Here is an 18,500-nt window from a genome sequence, read left to right on the forward strand (position 1 = left end):
TGGACCACCGAGGGCTTCCCCGAACCATTAGAAGTACGGGAAGACGTGCGACATACGTCAGTTGTCAGGGAAATGTTAGTTTCCTGTGGAGAGGGGCGCGGTCTCTTTTTCGGGACCCGTCTAATTAAGGTGGCACCGCGGTTAAAACCGTCCTTAACGCATTGGCTGTTGAGGACGGTTTTTTGTATCCAATTTTAACCGAGGGGGATTCACTTATGTTGACACGATGGCAAAGCTCATTATTCTTTCTAAACCCAACTAAACTAACTTTTGGAGGAATTTATAATGAGTCTATTAACCAAGAAACAAACCTTACTACTTTGCGGCGTTATCCTAATCGGGGGCGGCATCTTCGCCGTCACAGCACACTCTAAGACCACTAAGTCGGCAACTCAACAGACCTTGAACCTGTCACAGACGGCACCCATCACCAGTCTCGATGTTGCCAAGATTACCGACAGCGTCTCCAGTACCGCCCTGAGTCAGGTGGGTGAAGGTCTTTACCGTTTGAATGCCAAGAGCCAAGCAGAGAACGCCTTAGCGACTAAGACCACGGTCTCCGATCGCGGTCATCGCTACACGATTGACCTGCGTCACGACGGCAAATGGAGCAATGGCGACCCGGTAACGGCCCAGGATTTCGTTTATTCATGGGAACGAACCCTGAACCCGCAATCCAAGTCGGAGTTCACCTATCAATTCGCCAACATTAAAAATGCCACGGCCATCGCCGTCGGCAAGAAATCCCCATCATCCCTCGGGGTTAAGGCCGTGGGCAAGTATCGCCTCGCAATTACCCTCAGTCAACCAGCCGCTTATTTCAAGCAAATGCTGGCCAGCACCACCTACTATCCTTTGAATAAAAAAGCCGTGAACAAGTACGGCAAACAGTACGGGTCGTCCGCTAAGACCACCGTTTACAATGGGCCATTCGTCCTGACCAACTGGACCGGAACCAGCGACACTTGGACTTTAAAGAAAAACGCCCGCTACGCCAATGCCAAAGCCGTTAAGCTACAACAGCTCAACTACAAGGTCATTAAATCAACGGCAACGGCCTACAATCTTTACCAGTCCAAGCGTCTGGACGCGGTCACCCTGGATGGCGAACAAACCACTCAGAACAAGAACAACCCTAATTTGAAGTCCCTCTCGCAAGGTCGGATTGGGTTCATGCAATACAACGAGAAGGACAAGGTCGCCGCTAATCGTGACCTCCGGACCGCCATTTCACTGGCTATTAACCGGAAACAACTGGCCGACCAAGTCTTAAAGAACGGGTCACTTCCCGCCAAGACCTTTGGGATTAAGAGCATGCTCAAGAACCCCAAGACCGGCGCCGACTTTACTCATGACGCTGCGGAAACCAGTACCGTAAGCTATCACCCTACCCAGGCCAAATCCCTGTACCAACAGGCTCTAAAGCAATTGGGTAAGAAGAGTCTGACGGTTACCATCACCTGTGGCGATGATGACGCCAGCAAGAAACTTTCCGAATTCATCCAGAGTGCCTTGTCTACTAAGTTGGGCTTAAAGGTTACCGTGCAATCCATGCCCTTTACCTCAATGCTCAGCAACGTTTCCAAGGGGAACTTCCAGATCAACCTGACCAGCTGGAGCATGGACTACGCCGACCCCATTCAATCCTTACAGATTCTGGAATCGACAAACAACTCCAACATGGGTCATTACAGCAGCAAGGCCTACGACAGTGCCTTAGATGCCGCTGAAGGCCCCGACGCCCTCAAGCCAACGGCGCGTTATGCCGACCTGGTTAAGGCCGCCCACATCGCGCTTAAGGACCAAGCCGTCACCCCACTCTACGAAGGCCGGACTGGTGTCTTGGTCAACCCTAAGCTAAAAGGGGTCGTCTATAATCAATTTAACGGGAGCGCAGACTATCGGACCGCTTCTGTTGCCAAATAACCACTAAAATTAGAGGGACGTTGCATTGCAGTGACCGTAAATTACGGTATAATTGAGTGTGATACGACAATTACGCGTTTTCATAACTTCGGTGGACCGCTGACGTTTTCTTTTACGGTTTCACCCGGCGAAAAAACGTTACAGAAAGGTTCCTAAAGTTATGGATAATCAAACCCCTCTACGCCACGATCATTACCCAACGACGAAAGCGGAGTATGAAGCCGAATTAACCGAAACAGAAAACGAACACGCCGCCGAGCTCCAAAAGGTTGAGCAGAAGGTCCAGGGACAAGTCTCCCGGTACCTCTTGTTCGGTGCCGTCTCAGTGGTCGTCAACATCGTCTTGTTCTACCTGTTCTATCACACCATGGGTATCGAATACCAAATCGCCAACTTTATTGACTGGTTGATTAGTGTTCAGGTTTCCTTCTGGTTAGACCGGCAGTTTGTCTTCATGCACAAGTCAATTAAGGAAATGGGAACATTCTACATGACCCGGATTATTACCTTCTTAATTGAAACGGTCCTTCTGTGGTTCGGTGTCTCCGTCCTCAGTGGCAATAAGACCATCGTGAAGGTTATCGGCCACATCATCGCGTTAGTTCTGAACTTCTTCGTTTCCAAGAAGTTGGTCTTCAAGAACCAACCCGCACCTGCCGACTAAATTTAATCGTCAAAACCGAGACCAGCTGGCCTCGGTTTTTTTTATTCAATTTTTGTATAAAATCGACCTGTTAACTGGTGTATGATAGAAGGTATTCCGAACAGAAGGACCGTGTAGCCATGCCTCTAACGTTTCTCCTCACCAGCATTGGCGTCTTCTTCGTTACCGACACCGATGACCTCATCGTCTTACTCCTGCTTTGGTTGACGGCCAAGAATGCCCGGCAGAAACATGCCGTGGTGATCGGTCAATATCTGGGAATCATGACTCTCATTGCGGTCGCCTGGATTATCAGCCGAGGAATCATTCATTTTAACGTCGTCCATTGGACCCGGTGGTTTGGCCTCATCCCCTTATTTCTCGGGATCTGGGGTCTAAAGACCTGGTGGCAGCATCGCGATGCTACCGGCCTGCCCCCACAGCTGACGAAATCGATTCGATGGCCACTCGTTTTGGCCCTCACCGTCAGTAATGGTGGCGACAATCTCAGCATCTATATTCCCTACTTCACCCACCTCACCACGCCGCAACTTGCCAGCGTGTGCCTGATCTTCTTGATTATGGTGGGCTTGTGGCTCCTGCTGAGTCATCAGCTGGCTAAATCAACTGTTGCCAGCCACTTCTTCGCCCGCTTTGGGGCCTGGCTGTCACCGCTCCTCTTCATTGGGATCGGATTATTAATTCTACTATAGTAAGCCATGTTTCATGTGAAACATTCAAGGAGGCCCCATGTCAATTTCTACCCTAACGCTAACCGGCACCAATGTTCGATCGCGGCGTCCCGATCGGGTCACGCTGACGCTGACGGATCTCCGCTTATTAACTGGTGACCAACAGCTTGCGCACCTGACCCTTCAAGATCACGTGCTCGGCATCATCTCCGGCCGGGCCTATCGTACCGCTCAACAGACACTGGGCATTCGGGACTTTCGCTACTTCTTAGATGAAGCGAATCTCACCCTAGCCCTGAGCGACACGGCCCACAATCGTCAGGCCGTGGCTGACCTCTTCGCCTTCGCGAACGACCACCACCTCTGGACGACCAAACATTAACTGTAAAAAACCGTTCGACCAACAAGGTTGTTGATCGAACGGTTTTTATTTGGCAACTTTTTTGAATTTTGGATCATTACATTTAAGTCGGGTCACTCTTCCAGCGTTTCACGCAGAACCTTCAGCACCCGCTGTTGCGTTGCCGTTAAGACGTGCGAAGTCCGGGTGACGATACTGGTGATAAAGGCCGGTTGTTCGTCATCCAACAACTCCAAACGCACCACATCGTCACGGTGTTGGTCCACGATATCGGTCAGGAAGGTCACCCCGACATTCTCCGCCACTAGGTTCATGATGACGTGGGTATCGGCGGCCCGAAAGACCACATCGGGACGGAAATGATTCCGGCGCGTCAGCTTATTGAAGGCCGTGTTATGCACAAAACTACTGGTAAACAAGACAAATTTTTCGCCTTTGAGTTCACTAAAGTAGATCCGTTTACGTTTCGCCAACGGATGCTGGGCCGAGACAAAGATATTGAAGGGCTTGCGGTCGAACTCCTCGGCCAGTAGCGTTTGGTAGGACAAGGGTTCAGCCGATCCCAACAAGGCAATATCGGCCTGGCCATCCCGCAACGCATTGCGGAGCCACACAGAGCCACCCTCCAACGTCTGAATATTTTCGAGCATTCCCAGTTCCTGTAACCGGGCCGCCACCCGGGGAAAGTAGTGATTTTCAATAATCGGGGGCAAGCCTAAGATAATTCGCTGTTGCGTCAGGTGATCCAACTCCTGATGCGCAATGTCTAACTCTCCCAAAATGGACTGGGCATGAGCCGCCAATTGTTGGCCGCTGTCCGTCACGATCAACTCGTGGTGGGCGCGATCACGTAAAAAGAGTTTGGTATTGAATTCCGTCTCCAAACGCTTGACGGCCATGGTAATTGTGGGTTGCGTCACCCCAAACGAAGCGGCGACCTTGGAAAAGTTTTTTTGTTTTATTAATTGGTCAAAATAGGCCAAATCTTTTGTGTTCACAATTTATCCCCTCTAAATCAGCTTTTATGGGTCTATTATAAAATAATTTTATAACGGATGCCACATTTGACTATACTTTTGTTAGCGATTTATAGTATGACTCGTAAACTTAATTCGCGATTGGAGGAAACAATTTATGACAACCACTGCCTCAATTTTAAATAACCCCTTCTTAAATAAGGGAACTGCTTTCACTCAGGCCGAACGTAAGGCCCTCGGAATCGTTGGGACGCTTCCTAGCCACGTCCAAGCCTTGGACGAACAGGCAACGCAAGCCTACGCACAATTCCAAAGCAAAGCTAACGACTTAGAAAAACGTCTCTTCTTAATGAACCTGTTCAATGAAAACCGGACGCTATTCTTCCGTTTGATGGACGAACATGTCGTTGAATTCATGCCAATCGTTTACGACCCAACGGTTGCAGACTCCATCGAACAATACAGCCACCTCTTCACCGATCCTCAAAACGCCGCCTTCATCTCAATCGATGACCCCGACAACATTGAAGCAACTCTGAAGAACGCCGCTGACGGCCGCGACATTCGCCTGGTCGTTGTCACCGACGCCGAAGGAATCCTTGGTATGGGTGACTGGGGTGTCAACGGTGTTGATATCGCCGTTGGTAAACTGATGGTTTACACCGCCGCAGCCGGGATTGACCCTGCCCAAGTATTACCTGTAAGTATCGACGCTGGGACCAACAACCAAACCTTGTTGGATGACCAACTGTACTTAGGTAACCACCACAAGCGGGTCTACGGCGACGTTTACTACGACGTGATTGACCGCTTCGTAAACGCAGAACAGAAGTTATTCCCTGAATCACTCTTGCACTGGGAAGATTTCGGACGCTCCAACGCGCAAGTTATCTTGGACAAGTACAAGGACCAATTTGCCACCTTTAACGATGACATTCAAGGAACTGGGATGGTCGTTCTGGCCGGAATCCTGGGTGCCCTGAACATCTCTAAGGAAGACATCAAGGACCAAAAGTTCTTAACCTTCGGTGCTGGGACTGCCGGCATGGGAATTGCCAACCAAATCCTCGATGAATTGAAGCGCGCCGGTCTTTCTGACGAAGAAGCCCGTAAGCACTTCTACGCCGTCGACAAGCAAGGACTGCTCTTCGATGACACCCCTGACTTAACAGCCGCTCAAAAGGACTTCACGCGTCAACGTAGCGAATTCGACAATGCTGATGAACTGACTAACCTGGCTGCCATCGTGAAGACGGTGCACCCAACGGTTATGATCGGAACGTCCACCCAACCTGGGACCTTTACGGAAGAAATCGTCAAGGACATGGCTGCTCACACGGAACGTCCAATCATCTTCCCGCTGTCTAACCCAACCAAGTTGGCTGAAGCAACTGCTGCCGACCTGATCAAGTGGACCGACGGAAAGGCCCTCATCGCCACTGGAATTCCAGCCGGTGACGTTGACTACAAGGGTGTCACTTACCACATTGGTCAAGGAAACAACGCCCTGATGTACCCTGGTTTAGGCTTCGGGTTGATCGCTTCAACTGCTAAGGTCTTAAACGGTGAAACGCTCTCCGCTGCTTGCCACGCCCTTGGTGGCATTGTGGACACCACGCAAGCCGGTGCCGCAGTCTTACCACCCGTTTCCCAATTAACCAGCTTCTCACAAAAATTAGCTGAAATCGTGGCCCAAAGTGTCCTCGACCAAAAGCTGAACAAGGAACCTATCGCTGATGCCAAGCAAGCTGTTGCTGACATGAAGTGGGTGCCAGAATACAAGAGCGTCGACTAAGACGCCGCGTTTCTAGCATTAGGTTCACCGAAAACTGAATAGTAATCCCCTCACGTGCTAGTTTGTCGGTGACTTCTCGCTGACCACGAGCACGTGAGTTACTCTAACATTACTTGAAAGAAGGACGTCTCTCGTGGCTGTTTTATGGAATTCAATTCAAAGTGTCCTCGTCGTAGTCTTAATCATGATTCTTGGTTATGTTCTCCGGCGGCAAGGTTGGTTCGACGACAAGTTCGGCGGTACCATCTCTAAATTTATCAAGAACATTGCACTGCCAGCATCAATCTTCGTTTCGGTACTGAGTCGGTTAACTCGGGGCCAACTGGTCTCCTTCTCCGGCTACCTGGTCTACGCCTTTATCGCCGTCATCATTGGCTATATCATTGCGTTTGGCCTCGTTCGGATCATGCATGTGAAGCCCGGTCGTAAAGGGATCTTCATCAACGCCATCGTCAACGCCAACACCATCTTCATTGGGTTGCCTTTGAACATCGCGCTGTTTGGGGATAAGAGTATGACCTACTTCCTGGTTTACTATATCGTCAACACCGTTTCGACGTGGGCCTTCGGGGTCTTCCTGATCTCCAATGACGATCCAACGATGCCTAAGGAAAAACATCATAACAAGATCGACTGGAAGAAAGTTATCCCAATGCCACTGGTTGGTTTCTTAGTGGCCTTAATCTTCTTACTCCTCAACATCCCAATCTTAAAGATCAGCTTCGTTAACTCGACGTTGACTTACGTTGGGAACCTGGTTACCCCACTTTCCCTGATCTACATTGGGATTGTCTTGGCGGACGCAGGGCTGAAGAGTATTCACTTTGACCGTGACACGATCGTGGCCCTCCTGGGTCGGTTCGTCATGTCACCAATCTTGATGGTAGCGGTTCTGTTGGCTGCTGGTCACTTCGGTGCTAGCTTCCCAACGTTGGCTTCTCAAACCTTGATTGTACAATCCGCAACGCCAATGCTTGCGGTCTTACCAATCCTGGCTAACGAAGCCCACGGTGACGTGGAATATGCCACGAACATCGTGACCACCAGTACCGTGTTATTCATCATCGTGGTGCCAATTCTGATGTCACTGATTCAATTCATCTAGTTTCTTAACTTCTGGGGGAGTATACAAAGGGCGCTACCACTGCGGTAGCGCCCTTTTTGTGTTTCATATAAAAAACAAGGGTTTAAAATGAAAACACTTATTATCTTTGATCATCCATACACCGCCACTGCCGGAGACAATGTGCCCCGCCGCCGATCTCCCAAGTTGGTGCCGGGGTCAGAGCACCGATCCCATGGTCGCCGACTATCAACAACGCCTGTTAGCCGCGGACCACATTGTCTTCATGTTTCCCGTCTGGTGGGAAGTCATGCCAGCCATGACGAAGGGCTTTCATGACAAGGTTTACGCTAAGGGGGAACTCTACCAAGCCGATACCATGAAAACAAAACTGACGAAGCAACCCCGAATCGACATCGTAACCACCATGAGTACCCCCAACTGGATTTACCAGTTGATCTTCGGGCCCCTTGGCCAAGCTCCTCTTCCGGGGAACGTTTCTCAAGACCCGACTCCGGCACTTCAAATGGCACAACTTCGCTCAGGTGGAAAAGAAGACCCTGGCCCAACGGGAAGCGATTCTCCGTAACTGCAAGCTTTAGACCCAAAAGGACACCCGTCAACCTTAAGTTAACGCGGTGCCCTTTTTTACTCTTGCTCCGAAATCATCTGTGACTCACTAACTCTTTTCCCATATCTATTATAGCATGCCTAGCATCTTAAAAACAGACTGGTTATTGTCGCTAAAGCGCGTAGACTAGGGAATCCGGAGGTGATTGGATGGGACAAAATGAGGCACACCATCTACAGGTAATCTACCAACGTTTAACCCGCGACATCGACCGACTCACGACGCAGCTGGCTGATCTCGCCCAATCTGCTCGGTCCATGAAACAACAACTCAATAGCGAGGGCCATCTCGATCTTGGAACTTTCAGTGATCAGTTGGAAACCTTTGCCAGCATCGAGGCCAACAATCGGCAGATCGATACGCTGAATGCCCGCCATGATACCGCGGTGACCCGTTTGAAGCACGCCAAATTACTGTTACCACAGGCCTACTTCGCCAAGCTCAGCCTAGACTTTGGCGACGATGACCTCGAGGAACTCTATTTAGGTAAAGTGGGCTACACCGATGAGAATACTCGTGACCTGGTCTATGACTGGCGGTCGCCCGTCGCCGATGCCTATTACGCCAACCGAACAGGGGCCACCACTTACCGCGCCAACGGCCGTGACATTCCTGTTACTATCAAGCAACGCCAACAATTTGTCATCGACCACGACCACTTACTTCAGGTGGTCGACACCGATGCCGCTATCGGCGACCCCTTGTTATTGGAAGTTCTCGCCAGCAATCGTAGCGGTGGCTTACAAGAAATCACGGCCACCATCCAACAGGAACAAAACGCCATCATCCGAGAAAGCCGCCACCCCATCGTAATTGTTGACGGGGTCGCCGGGAGTGGCAAGACTTCCGTGCTCCTTCAGCGCGTGGCCTACCAGCTCTATCGCCATCGTGACAGTTGGACGCCCGCAGACATTCTGATTCTCACCCCGAATACGGCCTTCAGCCGCTACATTCGTGGCGTGTTGCCGGCCTTAGGCGAGGCCGAACCGCTGAGCACCACCTACCTCAATTTAATCCAATCTTGGGGCCAGCGCTTTGGTCTGACCATTTCAACCACAGCCGACAATCACTTAGCGGAACTCGCCGATCGGCTCCAGCAGCCCTATACCCAGACGCCAGCCGGCCTGTCCCAACGGGCCTACGACCAATCAAACGATCGTGTGCCTCTCGTAAACCGCATGCAGACCGCTTGGCGGTGGCTAAATGCCGTCAATCTAGCTCCAGAAGATCTCACTGACTGGCTAGACTGGGACCAATTTGGCCGCGACCTGGGAATCACGCCCCTCACGACCTACGATCAGCTGTACCTCCTGCTGAACTTCACCGCTTACCAACAAACAGTTACGCAAGCCCTCTTCGTCGACGAGGCGCAAGACTACGGCCCGGATGCCTGGCTCTTTATCGCGACGCTCTTCCAGAAGACGGCGATTACCATCGTGGGGGATCATCGTCAACGGCTAAGTGGCCAGGCAACGACCATTTCAGACTTCTTTGACCCGGACCAGACCGCGCAGCTGCGCCTCACCACCAGCTACCGGGCCACCGGCCAAATCACCCGGTTCTTTGCCCAGTTTGCTGGCGACTGGCAAGATGAAATCTCGGCGGTCCAGGAGGAAGGCATAGCGCCAGAAATTGGGTCGACTAGCGCGCTCTCACGGGTGCTGGCCAAGCAATCCCTCTCGGCAACCCAGAGTCTGGGGATCATCACCCCAACGGCTGAGATTGCCGCTGAACTGGCTACCCAGTATCCCGCTGCTCAGTTCCTCAAAGAACAGGCCTTCCACACCGTTCGTCCGGGGTTAAATATTATGCCCCTCGCCTTGGCCAAGGGCTTAGAGTTCGATTTTGCTGTCGTCACGCATTGGCAATCGGCCTTCTATACTGACCCACAACATGGCCATAACCGCCGCTATGTCGCTGCATCACGGGGAACCAAGGGCTTAACGCTCCTCAATTAACTCATAAGATCGTAAAAAGGGGTCGTGACATAATCGTCACGACCCCTTCATTTGCTTAAATTTAAATTCTCAAACTTAGTCACTGATAACTAACAACGACTTAATGGCTTCACGCTTGTCCATAGCGTCGTAAGCTTCCGCCACATGGTCGAGGTCAAAACGCTTGGTAAAGACCTTGCCAGGGTGAATGTCAGCCTTCTGTGGGACACCGACGCGGCCCACGTCGCTGCACAGAACGAACATGATGGTATCGGCGTCTTCAGTCAATCTAATTGGAAGCCTAGCTACTACATTACGTTAAATTAGCTGTGACCCCCTAACTCCTCCAAACAATAAGGGTCCACTTCGAAAATAATCGAAGTGGACCCTTATTTAGTTTAAACGGCAGACGTGTCTGCTTGCCGCTGTCGTAAGTCATCAATCATCATCTGCAAGGTCAGTTGGGCCATCTCGGCTTCCGCTGCCTGTTGGACCCGATCATAGGCCTGATCCAACGTCTGCTGGATATGTGCCCCTACCGGACAAGCCATATTCGTTTTGGGATCAACGTGTAGCAGATCATTGTTCACCTCGACTGCTTTAAAAATATCGAGGAGACTAATTTCACCCGCTGGTCGTGCCAAATGGGGCTTCGCCGCCCCGGCCCGACTGACCAACAGCCCGGCTTTCTTCAAGCTAGCCATCAGTCGTCGAACCACACTCGGATTGGCTTCCACACTGGTAGCAATGGTCACGCTATCTAAGGCCACCGTTGGTGCAATCTCGATGTATGCCAGAATGTGGACAGCATCACTCAACTTGTAGGAATACTTCATGGGAACCGCTCCTCTCAACTCATTTTATCCAGTGTATCATCTGTGGCTTTAATTGCAACAGCCTAGTGGCCGAAATAGCTCGGCCGGAAAATTTCTCGAACTGGAAAATACTCCGCCAAAATATAACCCGGGTTGTGAGTGGTGAGGACCCGCAACTAATCCTTTCAATTTTACCGATCATTTAGTTCTGAAATTCGGTATACTAGAGACTAATGATTCTTAATCAAGGGAGGTTTTGACAACGAAACGAAGATGGTTCAGCCTTGGCGCCGGTCTCATGGTAGCCGTGATCGCTCTTATCGGGAGCTGGTCCGCCGCTCGGGCACAAACCGAAAAGCCGAGTGCCATTGTCAAAGTCGGCCGATATGCCGCTAGTACCGATTTTCTTAATCTCAGTCAATACTTTCAGCTGACCAGCCCACTACAGGTCAAAGTTAACTACGTTCCAACCACCAAGGTTGGTCATCCGTTACGGCGAACCCTGACCTTGCCCCAAGGCACAATCGTTGCCGGTTCTCTCACGACGACCAAGTCCGGAGACTTTCTAGTGCCGACTTTGCAACTCTACTTGGCGCGACTCAGCTACCCTCTGGTTCATCGCGAAGCCCCCATGGGCTACACGATTGACCCAGGTGCGGGGGCCTATGATGCCCAGGTAACCCTGAAGGCTACGGATAAGCTCTCGGCCTTCAAACGAGTTCCAGCTCCCCGTTACATGCCAGCCTACAGCCACGGTGATCTCTATCTGGGGGGCGCCAAGTCAGCGCTCAGTACCCAAGAACCTCACAGCCGGAGCATTCGGATCACCCCGGATGGCTACCTGGAATATATTACTTATAACGGCACCGTCAACCCTGGTCTGGGTTTCATGCAACGGCCAACTGGCATGGCTAAGATCACCCGGACAGACTTCCATGACCCCTACCGTGATCTCTATTTCAAGGAACCGATCACGGGACTCCGCCTCAAACGCGTGTCCCAGGCGGGTAATCAGCAGTACAAACTCACGTTGAAGAACCTGCATACCCCACAACATACCTGGGGTAACGAGGACGCCGGTATTGCCGGAACTTTTAACAGTCTGTATCTGATAGACGGTAAACAATACTACACGTTTATCGGGTACGATGGTATCAGTGGTTAATTAAAGCGACAGGTGACTGACGAGTAAATACTACTCGTTAGTCACCTTTTATTTAGCCCACTTTCGCAGAGATGCTATACTGAAGACAAAATCTCGAAGGAGGCCCTGGCCGTGAATAAACGGGTAATTAAAATCATCTTGGCCATTCTCATTTTGGGAGCTACCGCCAGCATCTGCCTCCGTCACTGGGGAACGATCGCCAGTGCGCTTCCACTTTATCACACGTTTCGACTATAGATGTACGGAGCCGCAAAATGGACCTGGGACTTTTGCCCCAGGTCCATTTTTTATTTCTCTAATAGTTAATGGTGCCAAAGACGTGACCCAACATTACTGAGCGTGACCGCGCCAATAATCACGAGGACGCCGAGTAACTGGCTTATCGATACCTGTTCGCCGAGCAACAGAAAGGCCACGGCAATCGATGCCGGGAGTTCCAACGAAGATAGCACGGGACCCACGCCCGGAAGTAGCCGGGGCATAAAGATTGAATAACAGGCCAGTGGCAAAATCATTGAGAACACCGCCACCAGCGCACCCCAACCCACGGCTGTCCCAGTCAGGGGAACCTGTAAGAGTTGTGGCCCCCAGACAATGGCAATCAGGATAAAGGCGCCGACGGCCATTAGCCAGGTCTTACTCAAGGGATCGAGGTTGTTGCCCAGATTAGCCGTGGCCTGTAGTGTGGCGGCATAGGCCACTGCTGCTAGGAAGCTCAACAAGACACCAGCTAGCGACAAACTGCCTGTCAATGGCAAGAGTCCGGCCGCCAGCACCGTGCCCCCAAGAACCAAGACAATACTGATCACTTGTAGTCGTGACGGCCAGCGATGATGAATGACTGCCCCCAACAAGACCGACAACCAGACGGACTGCATCAACATGACCGCCGCCACGGCTACGGGGATCGACCGCAACGCCGTGATATAGAAGGTATTGGTCAACCCAGAAGCGGTCCCGGCCGCTGTCACCAAGAGAATCTGACGCCAACTCGTGGCCTGGGCCGACAAACGGGGCCCCCGAACCAAGTGGATGGCGGTCAAGACTACCGCCGAAATCAGAAAGGACCAAAAGAGGAGCGGCCCATTAGCCACCCCATCTCGTCCGGCTAATTTGAATAAGGATGCCGGAATCCCGTAACTAATCGCCCCGATGGCGACAAAAAATGGGGCTAATTTCTTCAAACCATCGTCTCCTCAATCACTATTCATTCGATGCCTGTTGCATTTCACGTTCTGTGGCCGCCTTGTCCCCGACATTACTCAGGATAACCGCCCCGATAATCACAAGAACCCCAACGATCTGTAGCCAAGTGACACCCTCACCCAACAAGAGAAAGGCAAAGACTACCGACGCCGGCAGTTCCAACGACGACAGGATGGGTCCAACACCCAGCTTGAGCATCGGCATAAATATCGAGTAGCACATCAGAGGTAACGTCATCGAGAAGATTGACGACAAAGCCCCCCAACCCACGGCAGACCAGGTCACTGGTGTGCTTAGTAGTTGTGGTACCCAGGCCGCCGTCACCAGAACCAGCGCCCCGATACACATCAACCAAGTCTTCGTTAGTGGGTCCAAATTATTCCCGAGGCTAGCGGTAAACTGGATCGTTAAAGCGTAGGAGACCGCCGACAGAAAACAGAGGAACAGTCCCCACAGCGAAACAGCCTGAGTCATTGGGAAGAGTTCCGCCGCCAAGACCGTCCCGGCCAGTACCAGGATAATACTGATGACCTGAAGCTTGGACGGCCACTTGCGCTGGACCACGGCCCCGATCAAAACGGATAACCAAACCGATTGCATCAGCATCACTGCCGCAATTGCCACCGAAATATGATGAAGTGCCGCGATGTAGAGGGTTTCTGTGATCCCCGATGTCGTACCAGCCGCAATCACCGCAACCACCTGACGCCAACTCGTGTGCTGGTGACTGAGCCAATTTCGCCGACCAACGTGGACGATTCCCAATAACACCACCGAACTCAGAAACGTCCAGAACAACAGTGGCCCGTTGGTGATTCCGGCATTTCCGGCCATCTTCACAATCGATGCGGAGATCCCGAAACTTACCGCCCCAATCGCAACAAACAAGGGTGCTAATCTCTTCATGAACCATTACCTCTTTTACAACGTTTACCAAACAAGGGCCGGGGTCACCCTGACGCTCCGTTTCCCCGAAATGCTTTCATAGCTTATCTTACCATGAGATCACAGACCCGCGCACAGCGACTTTCCCGGTCACTGTCAGCTTAAATGTTGATACTACCCAGCACGCGGCGTTTAGACGCCTCATCCAACGCATTGCGGTTAAGTCTACAATTGATTTGTCCTATAAATCCATTATGTCACAGTGATAATAATCGCTGTTATTCAAGAACCCAACAGGCTCAACACCGCCGGCTATGCTATACTAAAAACTAATCAAACTACTTCATCGGCTTCACTAATCCAATTTAGGAGTAAACCTTGCTATGAATAACTCACCCGAATCAGACTCGCAAAACCAATCTCAAGTCCCCGATCCCCGCAGTTTTGGCAAAGCCCCCAATCTTGAAAACATTAAGCGTTACCGTGAGGCGCTGGGTTACACAAGTACTGACAACCCTGTCGTTTACGGTTATATGCTCGACACCGGACTGACCCTGCTCATCGGCGTCGCCGGGGTGCTAGCAACCAAATATTACATGATTAGTTTTGAAGACGACGGGATTCTCTTCCTAGGTCTGGACATTACCTCACACTTTACCGGTGAAAATGCCTTTATTAAGTTTACCGACTTGGAAAAGGTTACCTTCAAGGGCTTTGGGCTCAGCTACACGCTCATGCTCAGCGATGGCGACAACACCATGAAGGTTAAGGTCAATCGCTTCATCATGGGCCGTCCTTGGCAGGGTGCCAGCGTTAAGATTCTGGCGCAACGCTATCATAAATAAATTACAGTATACCAGGACCGATTAACAGATCGGTCCTATTTTTTTCGTCCAGGTCGCTGCTACATTACCCCCGGTAATATTCTGGTTATATCATCACTAACAGATACCTACGATCCCATTAGAAATATCGGAACCACAAAAAATGAATGTGCTATACTAAAATTCAGTTAAATCATTTCATTATCTTCACTAAACCAATCTAGGAGTAAATACAGCCATGAATAATTCATCTGAACAAGGAACTCAATTTTGTCCTAAATGTGGTCAAGCCGTCGCAGTGGGTACTCAGTTCTGCCCCAAGTGTGGTACCCAACTGACACAAAGCCAGCCTCAACAACCAACGGCCCCTGTCCAGCCTGTGCAAGCATCTCAACAATCGCAAACGACTGCCGTTCATCCAACCACAATCGTAAAAAAAGGTGTTGATCATTTTGCTTTGATCGGCCTAATTCTCGGACTAATTTCTTGGCTTCTAAACTTCTGGGGAATCGTAGGTATTACTGCGGTTGTCTTCAGTGCAATCGCTCTGAACCGCCATGTCTCTGGCACGGATAAAACATTCGCAATTATCGGATTAGCATCCGGTATTTTTAATATTCTTTACGCCGTTATGCAGCTCTAAGCCACTTCATTTTAGAAAGGTTCCAGACATATGTCAGATCAAAAGTTTTGTGTCTCGTGTGGACAATCAATTCCTGCTTCTGCTATTTTTTGCCCTAATTGTGGACAAAGACAGCCTCAATTTCAAACTGCAACGTCAGCGACCCCAGCTACTTCTGTGACGTCACAGGCCCCCGTTCAACCTGTAACACCCCGTGAACCTCAAGCAGTGGATCCTAAAAGCTTCGGCAAAGCCCTCAACATTAAGGCCGTCAACCGTTACCGACAAGCCCTAGGGTACACTAGTACCGATAACTTAGTTGTTTATGGTTATATGCTGAATATGGGAATGACTGTCCTCGTTGGTGTTGTAGGTATGTTGGCAAATAAATATTATATGATTAGTTTCGAAGATGATGGTATTCTCTTTCTCGGTATCGGCCTTTCATCGCACTTTACAGGTGAAAACTCCTTTATAAACTTCAATGACTTGGAAAAAATTTCTTTCAAAAACTTTGGACTCGATTACCACCTTACGGTTACTGCTGAAAATGGCACGATGAAAGCCAAAGTAACCCGACTGATCCTAGGCCAGCCTTGGCAGGCAGCCAACGTTAAGATTTTGGCGCAACGCTATCATAAATAAATCGCAATTATAAAAGACTGATCAACCGATCAGTCTTTTTTTGACGCCTCAAACTACCTACTCTGCCCGTCGTCGAGCCAAAATTCCCGTTAACACGCGCTTCTGGTCTGGCGTCGTCCGACTGAGCGACTTAATCTTCTGCACCGTTCGTTGAACTAAAGGAACTGGCAACGTTTCTAAAATTTGATAGATGCGATCCGGATCATCCTTGAATGCCGTCGCCAAGAACCAGGCCTGTCCCAATTGCACGTAGTAGTCGTCACTGGTCACACTCAAAACACGTGTAAAGGCCTGATCCCGAAAATCCGGCGTCAGATAGAACTTTAATAAAAACACTAGCCCACTTCGCTGAAGCCACGGTTGACCACTCTGCAAGTAACGATCGATAGTCGCCAAAAATTCCGCCGGATACCGTTTGACCTGCTTGAAATGAATCGCCATATCACAGATGGCCCAACAGTCTGCGGTCGCAAAGTAACGGTCACAGGCTGCCACAAAGTCTGGCAAATTCAGCCGTAGCCGACTAATCACGTAGGCTCGAACTAAAATCACTTCGTAAACCTCCGTGCCCGCCACTGCGAGGAATCCCATCGGATCACCCTTGCTAATCGCGGTCCCCCAGGCCTTGAGATCGGCCATCGAAATCCCTAGCAGTGGGTAGTTGGTCCGAACAATCTTAGTGGCTCGTGCCTGAGCCTTTTCATTGCGCTTTGACTCTAAGAATGTGAGAAATTCGGTATAGCTTGCTGGTGTCCATTGGGTCGCCGTCAGATCCATGATTGTGTCTTCCTTTCATACGTCTCATTTACTGTCATTATTCCATATCCTCCTCAGAAATACGAGAGCCTACCAAAGAAAAGGGACTCGCCCGAAGCGAATCCCCAGTCCAATTCTATTTAGTCGTTAACCGGATCTTGCCGGTGCGCGTAAAAGTAACCCAACGTCCCCAAACTAAAGACAACGATAATTCCTACTAAAATACCAGCAATTGGGGCAATCGAGCCACCCAATGAAATGGTGTGTCGGAACCCCGCCATCGCAATTGTCATCGGCAAATAGGGGTGAACGGTCTCGTATAGTTTGTTGGTCAATTCAATCGGATAAGTGCCACCCGAACACCCAATCTGAAAGAGCATGAAGAGTAACATCAACCAAGCCCCAGTGAGCCCGAACCACAGCCGGAAGCAAGTCACAATACTGAAGAAAGCCACGATAACTAGCAAACCAAATAGGTAGGTCTTAACCGGCTCTAATGGCCGCAACCCGTTGATATACCAGACACCTAACCACATGCCGGAGGCGGCCAAGATCACAAATCCCCAGAGAAAGGCCATCTTATCTATCCAAGCTGTCAGGAAGTTTCGGGCTTGACCATGGCGTTTGCCCGCATCGTAGATAATATTTAACGTAATGCAGCCAACGAATAGTGAAATTGCCATGAAGTATGGCGCCATCCCCGTCCCGTTGTTGGCAATCGGAGCCACGTCATGTTGAACCAACTTGATTGGGGCGGATAAGGCCTTTAACTTTGCTGACGTCTGGGCCTGTGCGGTAATCTGACGGCTTCCCTGTTTCAGGCCTTGGCTAATTGCCAAGTCAGCGGCGGTTACCTGAGGACTGGTCATCCCCGCTGCCACGGCCTGGGTGGTTTGGGCCAATTGCTGAGAGGTTTCACCGAGTTGTCGTCCCAGCTTAGCTGACGACGCCTGTAGTTGCGCCAGCTCACTCTGCACGATCTCCCGGTTGAGAGTCGCCTGAAGCTTTTGCATCGCCGAGTTTCCCATCTTAGCGGCAACGGCACTTTGCCCGGCGTTCGTTTCATAGGTAACCTTCAGGACCCGTGCCCGGTTCCCCAAATGGCGCAACTGCCAGGAAGCGTCGTTCGGAATTCGCAGAATCAGATAAACCTTGCCAGAGTGGAGGTCCTGCAGGGCGCGCTTTTCGGTAAAGCGATGAAATTGTAACGTATGACTCCGGACCAATGACCGGGTGACAGATTGTCCCCAATCTACCCCCTCAACCGGGCGATCTTGGTTCACCACCGCCATGGGCAACCGATGAAGTTCCCCGTACGGATTCCAAACTGACGCCAAGAAAGTCGCGGCATAAACTAGTGGAATCACCATAATTCCCAATAAGATCCGCCAAACTGCTGGATGTTCCCGTAAATACTGCCATTCCCTAAATTTCATATCTCTCATCTCCCAAGCCGAATGAACGAATCATTCATTCGAATTGCCACCAGTCTAATCACTATGAGCTAAAGCTCACGGGTTCAGACTTTATTCAGCAACGTTTGGTTGGTGAAATTAC

At 50.6% G+C, this 18,500-nt stretch carries 19 protein-coding genes and 1 pseudogene; 13 read left to right on the forward strand and 7 right to left on the reverse strand.

The features are described 5' to 3' along the window. The first annotated feature begins 285 nt into the window (after positions 1-285). The 4 genes from IV54_RS04070 (at position 286) to IV54_RS04085 (ending at position 3,643) form a co-directional block, all read left to right on the forward strand. Positions 286-1,926 (forward strand): peptide ABC transporter substrate-binding protein, encoded by a 1,641-nt coding sequence (locus tag IV54_RS04070; protein ID WP_057878127.1) that lies wholly within the window; start codon positions 286-288, stop codon positions 1,924-1,926. A gap of 160 nt (positions 1,927-2,086) precedes the next feature. Further along, entirely contained in the window at positions 2,087-2,590 is a 504-nt protein-coding gene (locus IV54_RS04075) for a GtrA family protein (RefSeq protein ID WP_057878128.1), read from the forward strand. A gap of 119 nt (positions 2,591-2,709) precedes the next feature. Further along, positions 2,710-3,282: a cadmium resistance transporter gene (locus IV54_RS04080; RefSeq protein WP_057878129.1), complete on the forward strand. Its 573-nt coding sequence runs from the start codon at positions 2,710-2,712 to the stop codon at positions 3,280-3,282. Positions 3,283-3,319: 37 nt separating this feature from the next. Next, on the forward strand, positions 3,320-3,643 hold the full coding sequence (locus IV54_RS04085) for a hypothetical protein (RefSeq protein WP_057878130.1): 324 nt from the start codon (positions 3,320-3,322) through the stop codon (positions 3,641-3,643). 92 nt (positions 3,644-3,735) lie between these two features. On the opposite strand, the gene IV54_RS04090 is transcribed toward IV54_RS04085, so the two are convergent. Beyond that, positions 3,736-4,620 (reverse strand): LysR family transcriptional regulator, encoded by an 885-nt coding sequence (locus IV54_RS04090; protein ID WP_057878131.1) that lies wholly within the window; start codon positions 4,618-4,620, stop codon positions 3,736-3,738. A 136-nt stretch (positions 4,621-4,756) separates the two neighbouring features. Here IV54_RS04090 and IV54_RS04095 point away from each other — a divergent pair, with 136 nt between their 5' ends. The 4 genes from IV54_RS04095 (at position 4,757) to IV54_RS04110 (ending at position 10,046) form a co-directional block, all read left to right on the forward strand. Then, positions 4,757-6,394, forward strand: coding sequence for a malolactic enzyme (locus IV54_RS04095; RefSeq protein WP_057878132.1), 1,638 nt, complete (start codon positions 4,757-4,759; stop codon positions 6,392-6,394). A gap of 133 nt (positions 6,395-6,527) precedes the next feature. Then, positions 6,528-7,499: an AEC family transporter gene (locus tag IV54_RS04100; protein ID WP_057878133.1), complete on the forward strand. Its 972-nt coding sequence runs from the start codon at positions 6,528-6,530 to the stop codon at positions 7,497-7,499. Between the two features lie 106 nt (positions 7,500-7,605). Then, complete coding sequence (locus IV54_RS04105; RefSeq protein WP_157054348.1) at positions 7,606-8,046, forward strand: NAD(P)H-dependent oxidoreductase; 441 nt, start codon at positions 7,606-7,608, stop codon at positions 8,044-8,046. Positions 8,047-8,237: 191 nt separating this feature from the next. Beyond that, entirely contained in the window at positions 8,238-10,046 is a 1,809-nt protein-coding gene (locus IV54_RS04110; protein WP_057878135.1) for a UvrD-helicase domain-containing protein, read from the forward strand. A 75-nt stretch (positions 10,047-10,121) separates the two neighbouring features. Here the strand turns inward: IV54_RS04110 and IV54_RS11475 are convergent. Together IV54_RS11475 and IV54_RS04115 are read right to left on the reverse strand one after the other, a co-directional pair. Next, positions 10,122-10,238: pseudogene (locus tag IV54_RS11475) on the reverse strand (Zn-dependent alcohol dehydrogenase); the annotation flags it as partial. A 185-nt stretch (positions 10,239-10,423) separates the two neighbouring features. Further along, a complete protein-coding gene (locus IV54_RS04115; RefSeq protein WP_057878136.1) occupies positions 10,424-10,861 on the reverse strand; it encodes an Rrf2 family transcriptional regulator in 438 nt (145 codons plus the stop codon). Positions 10,862-11,138: 277 nt separating this feature from the next. On the opposite strand from IV54_RS04115, the gene IV54_RS04120 reads away from it, so the two are divergent. Together IV54_RS04120 and IV54_RS12180 are read left to right on the forward strand one after the other, a co-directional pair. After that, positions 11,139-12,005, forward strand: a complete 867-nt coding sequence (locus tag IV54_RS04120; RefSeq protein ID WP_057878137.1) for a hypothetical protein — start codon at positions 11,139-11,141, stop codon at positions 12,003-12,005. A 111-nt stretch (positions 12,006-12,116) separates the two neighbouring features. After that, positions 12,117-12,242 carry a hypothetical protein gene (locus IV54_RS12180; protein ID WP_272947291.1) on the forward strand — a complete coding sequence of 42 codons (126 nt, stop codon included), beginning with the start codon at positions 12,117-12,119 and terminating at the stop codon, positions 12,240-12,242. 65 nt (positions 12,243-12,307) lie between these two features. Here the strand turns inward: IV54_RS12180 and IV54_RS04125 are convergent, their stop codons facing one another. Further along, positions 12,308-13,189: an EamA family transporter gene (locus IV54_RS04125; protein WP_057878138.1), complete on the reverse strand. Its 882-nt coding sequence runs from the start codon at positions 13,187-13,189 to the stop codon at positions 12,308-12,310. Positions 13,190-13,208: 19 nt separating this feature from the next. After that, complete coding sequence (locus IV54_RS04130) at positions 13,209-14,117, reverse strand: EamA family transporter (protein WP_057878139.1); 909 nt, start codon at positions 14,115-14,117, stop codon at positions 13,209-13,211. 362 nt (positions 14,118-14,479) lie between these two features. On the opposite strand from IV54_RS04130, the gene IV54_RS04135 reads away from it, so the two are divergent. The 3 genes from IV54_RS04135 (at position 14,480) to IV54_RS04145 (ending at position 16,187) form a co-directional block, all read left to right on the forward strand. Next, positions 14,480-14,941, forward strand: coding sequence for a hypothetical protein (locus IV54_RS04135; protein ID WP_057878140.1), 462 nt, complete (start codon positions 14,480-14,482; stop codon positions 14,939-14,941). A gap of 217 nt (positions 14,942-15,158) precedes the next feature. Beyond that, positions 15,159-15,563, forward strand: coding sequence for a zinc-ribbon domain-containing protein (locus tag IV54_RS04140; protein ID WP_057878141.1), 405 nt, complete (start codon positions 15,159-15,161; stop codon positions 15,561-15,563). 30 nt (positions 15,564-15,593) lie between these two features. Then, positions 15,594-16,187, forward strand: coding sequence for a zinc ribbon domain-containing protein (locus IV54_RS04145; protein WP_057878142.1), 594 nt, complete (start codon positions 15,594-15,596; stop codon positions 16,185-16,187). 57 nt (positions 16,188-16,244) lie between these two features. On the opposite strand, the gene IV54_RS04150 is transcribed toward IV54_RS04145, so the two are convergent. Further along, positions 16,245-16,964: a DNA alkylation repair protein gene (locus tag IV54_RS04150; RefSeq protein WP_057878143.1), complete on the reverse strand. Its 720-nt coding sequence runs from the start codon at positions 16,962-16,964 to the stop codon at positions 16,245-16,247. 119 nt (positions 16,965-17,083) lie between these two features. Next, the gene (locus IV54_RS04155) at positions 17,084-18,379 is read right to left on the reverse strand and encodes a YhgE/Pip domain-containing protein (protein ID WP_057878144.1); all 1,296 of its coding nucleotides are present in this window, start codon (positions 18,377-18,379) and stop codon (positions 17,084-17,086) included. Positions 18,380-18,500 lie beyond the last annotated feature (121 nt).

Origin of the sequence: Levilactobacillus paucivorans, assembly GCF_001437125.1 — a bacterium.
Taxonomy (GTDB): domain Bacteria; phylum Bacillota; class Bacilli; order Lactobacillales; family Lactobacillaceae; genus Levilactobacillus; species Levilactobacillus paucivorans.

Bases quoted from the DNA above. Each gene is read 5' to 3' on its own strand.
- IV54_RS04140 (WP_057878141.1), top strand. From the start codon at position 15,159: ATGAATAATTCATCTGAACAAGGAACTCAATTTTGTCCTAAATGTGGT.
- IV54_RS04115 (WP_057878136.1), bottom strand. From the start codon at position 10,861: ATGAAGTATTCCTACAAGTTGAGTGATGCTGTCCACATTCTGGCATAC.
- IV54_RS04080 (WP_057878129.1), top strand. From the start codon at position 2,710: ATGCCTCTAACGTTTCTCCTCACCAGCATTGGCGTCTTCTTCGTTACC.
- IV54_RS04135 (WP_057878140.1), top strand. From the start codon at position 14,480: ATGAATAACTCACCCGAATCAGACTCGCAAAACCAATCTCAAGTCCCC.
- IV54_RS04070 (WP_057878127.1), top strand. From the start codon at position 286: ATGAGTCTATTAACCAAGAAACAAACCTTACTACTTTGCGGCGTTATC.
- IV54_RS04085 (WP_057878130.1), top strand. From the start codon at position 3,320: ATGTCAATTTCTACCCTAACGCTAACCGGCACCAATGTTCGATCGCGG.
- IV54_RS04150 (WP_057878143.1), bottom strand. From the start codon at position 16,964: ATGGATCTGACGGCGACCCAATGGACACCAGCAAGCTATACCGAATTT.
- IV54_RS04145 (WP_057878142.1), top strand. From the start codon at position 15,594: ATGTCAGATCAAAAGTTTTGTGTCTCGTGTGGACAATCAATTCCTGCT.
- IV54_RS04095 (WP_057878132.1), top strand. From the start codon at position 4,757: ATGACAACCACTGCCTCAATTTTAAATAACCCCTTCTTAAATAAGGGA.
- IV54_RS04155 (WP_057878144.1), bottom strand. From the start codon at position 18,379: ATGAAATTTAGGGAATGGCAGTATTTACGGGAACATCCAGCAGTTTGG.
- IV54_RS04075 (WP_057878128.1), top strand. From the start codon at position 2,087: ATGGATAATCAAACCCCTCTACGCCACGATCATTACCCAACGACGAAA.
- IV54_RS04130 (WP_057878139.1), bottom strand. From the start codon at position 14,117: ATGAAGAGATTAGCACCCTTGTTTGTTGCGATTGGGGCGGTAAGTTTC.
- IV54_RS04110 (WP_057878135.1), top strand. From the start codon at position 8,238: ATGGGACAAAATGAGGCACACCATCTACAGGTAATCTACCAACGTTTA.
- IV54_RS04120 (WP_057878137.1), top strand. From the start codon at position 11,139: ATGGTAGCCGTGATCGCTCTTATCGGGAGCTGGTCCGCCGCTCGGGCA.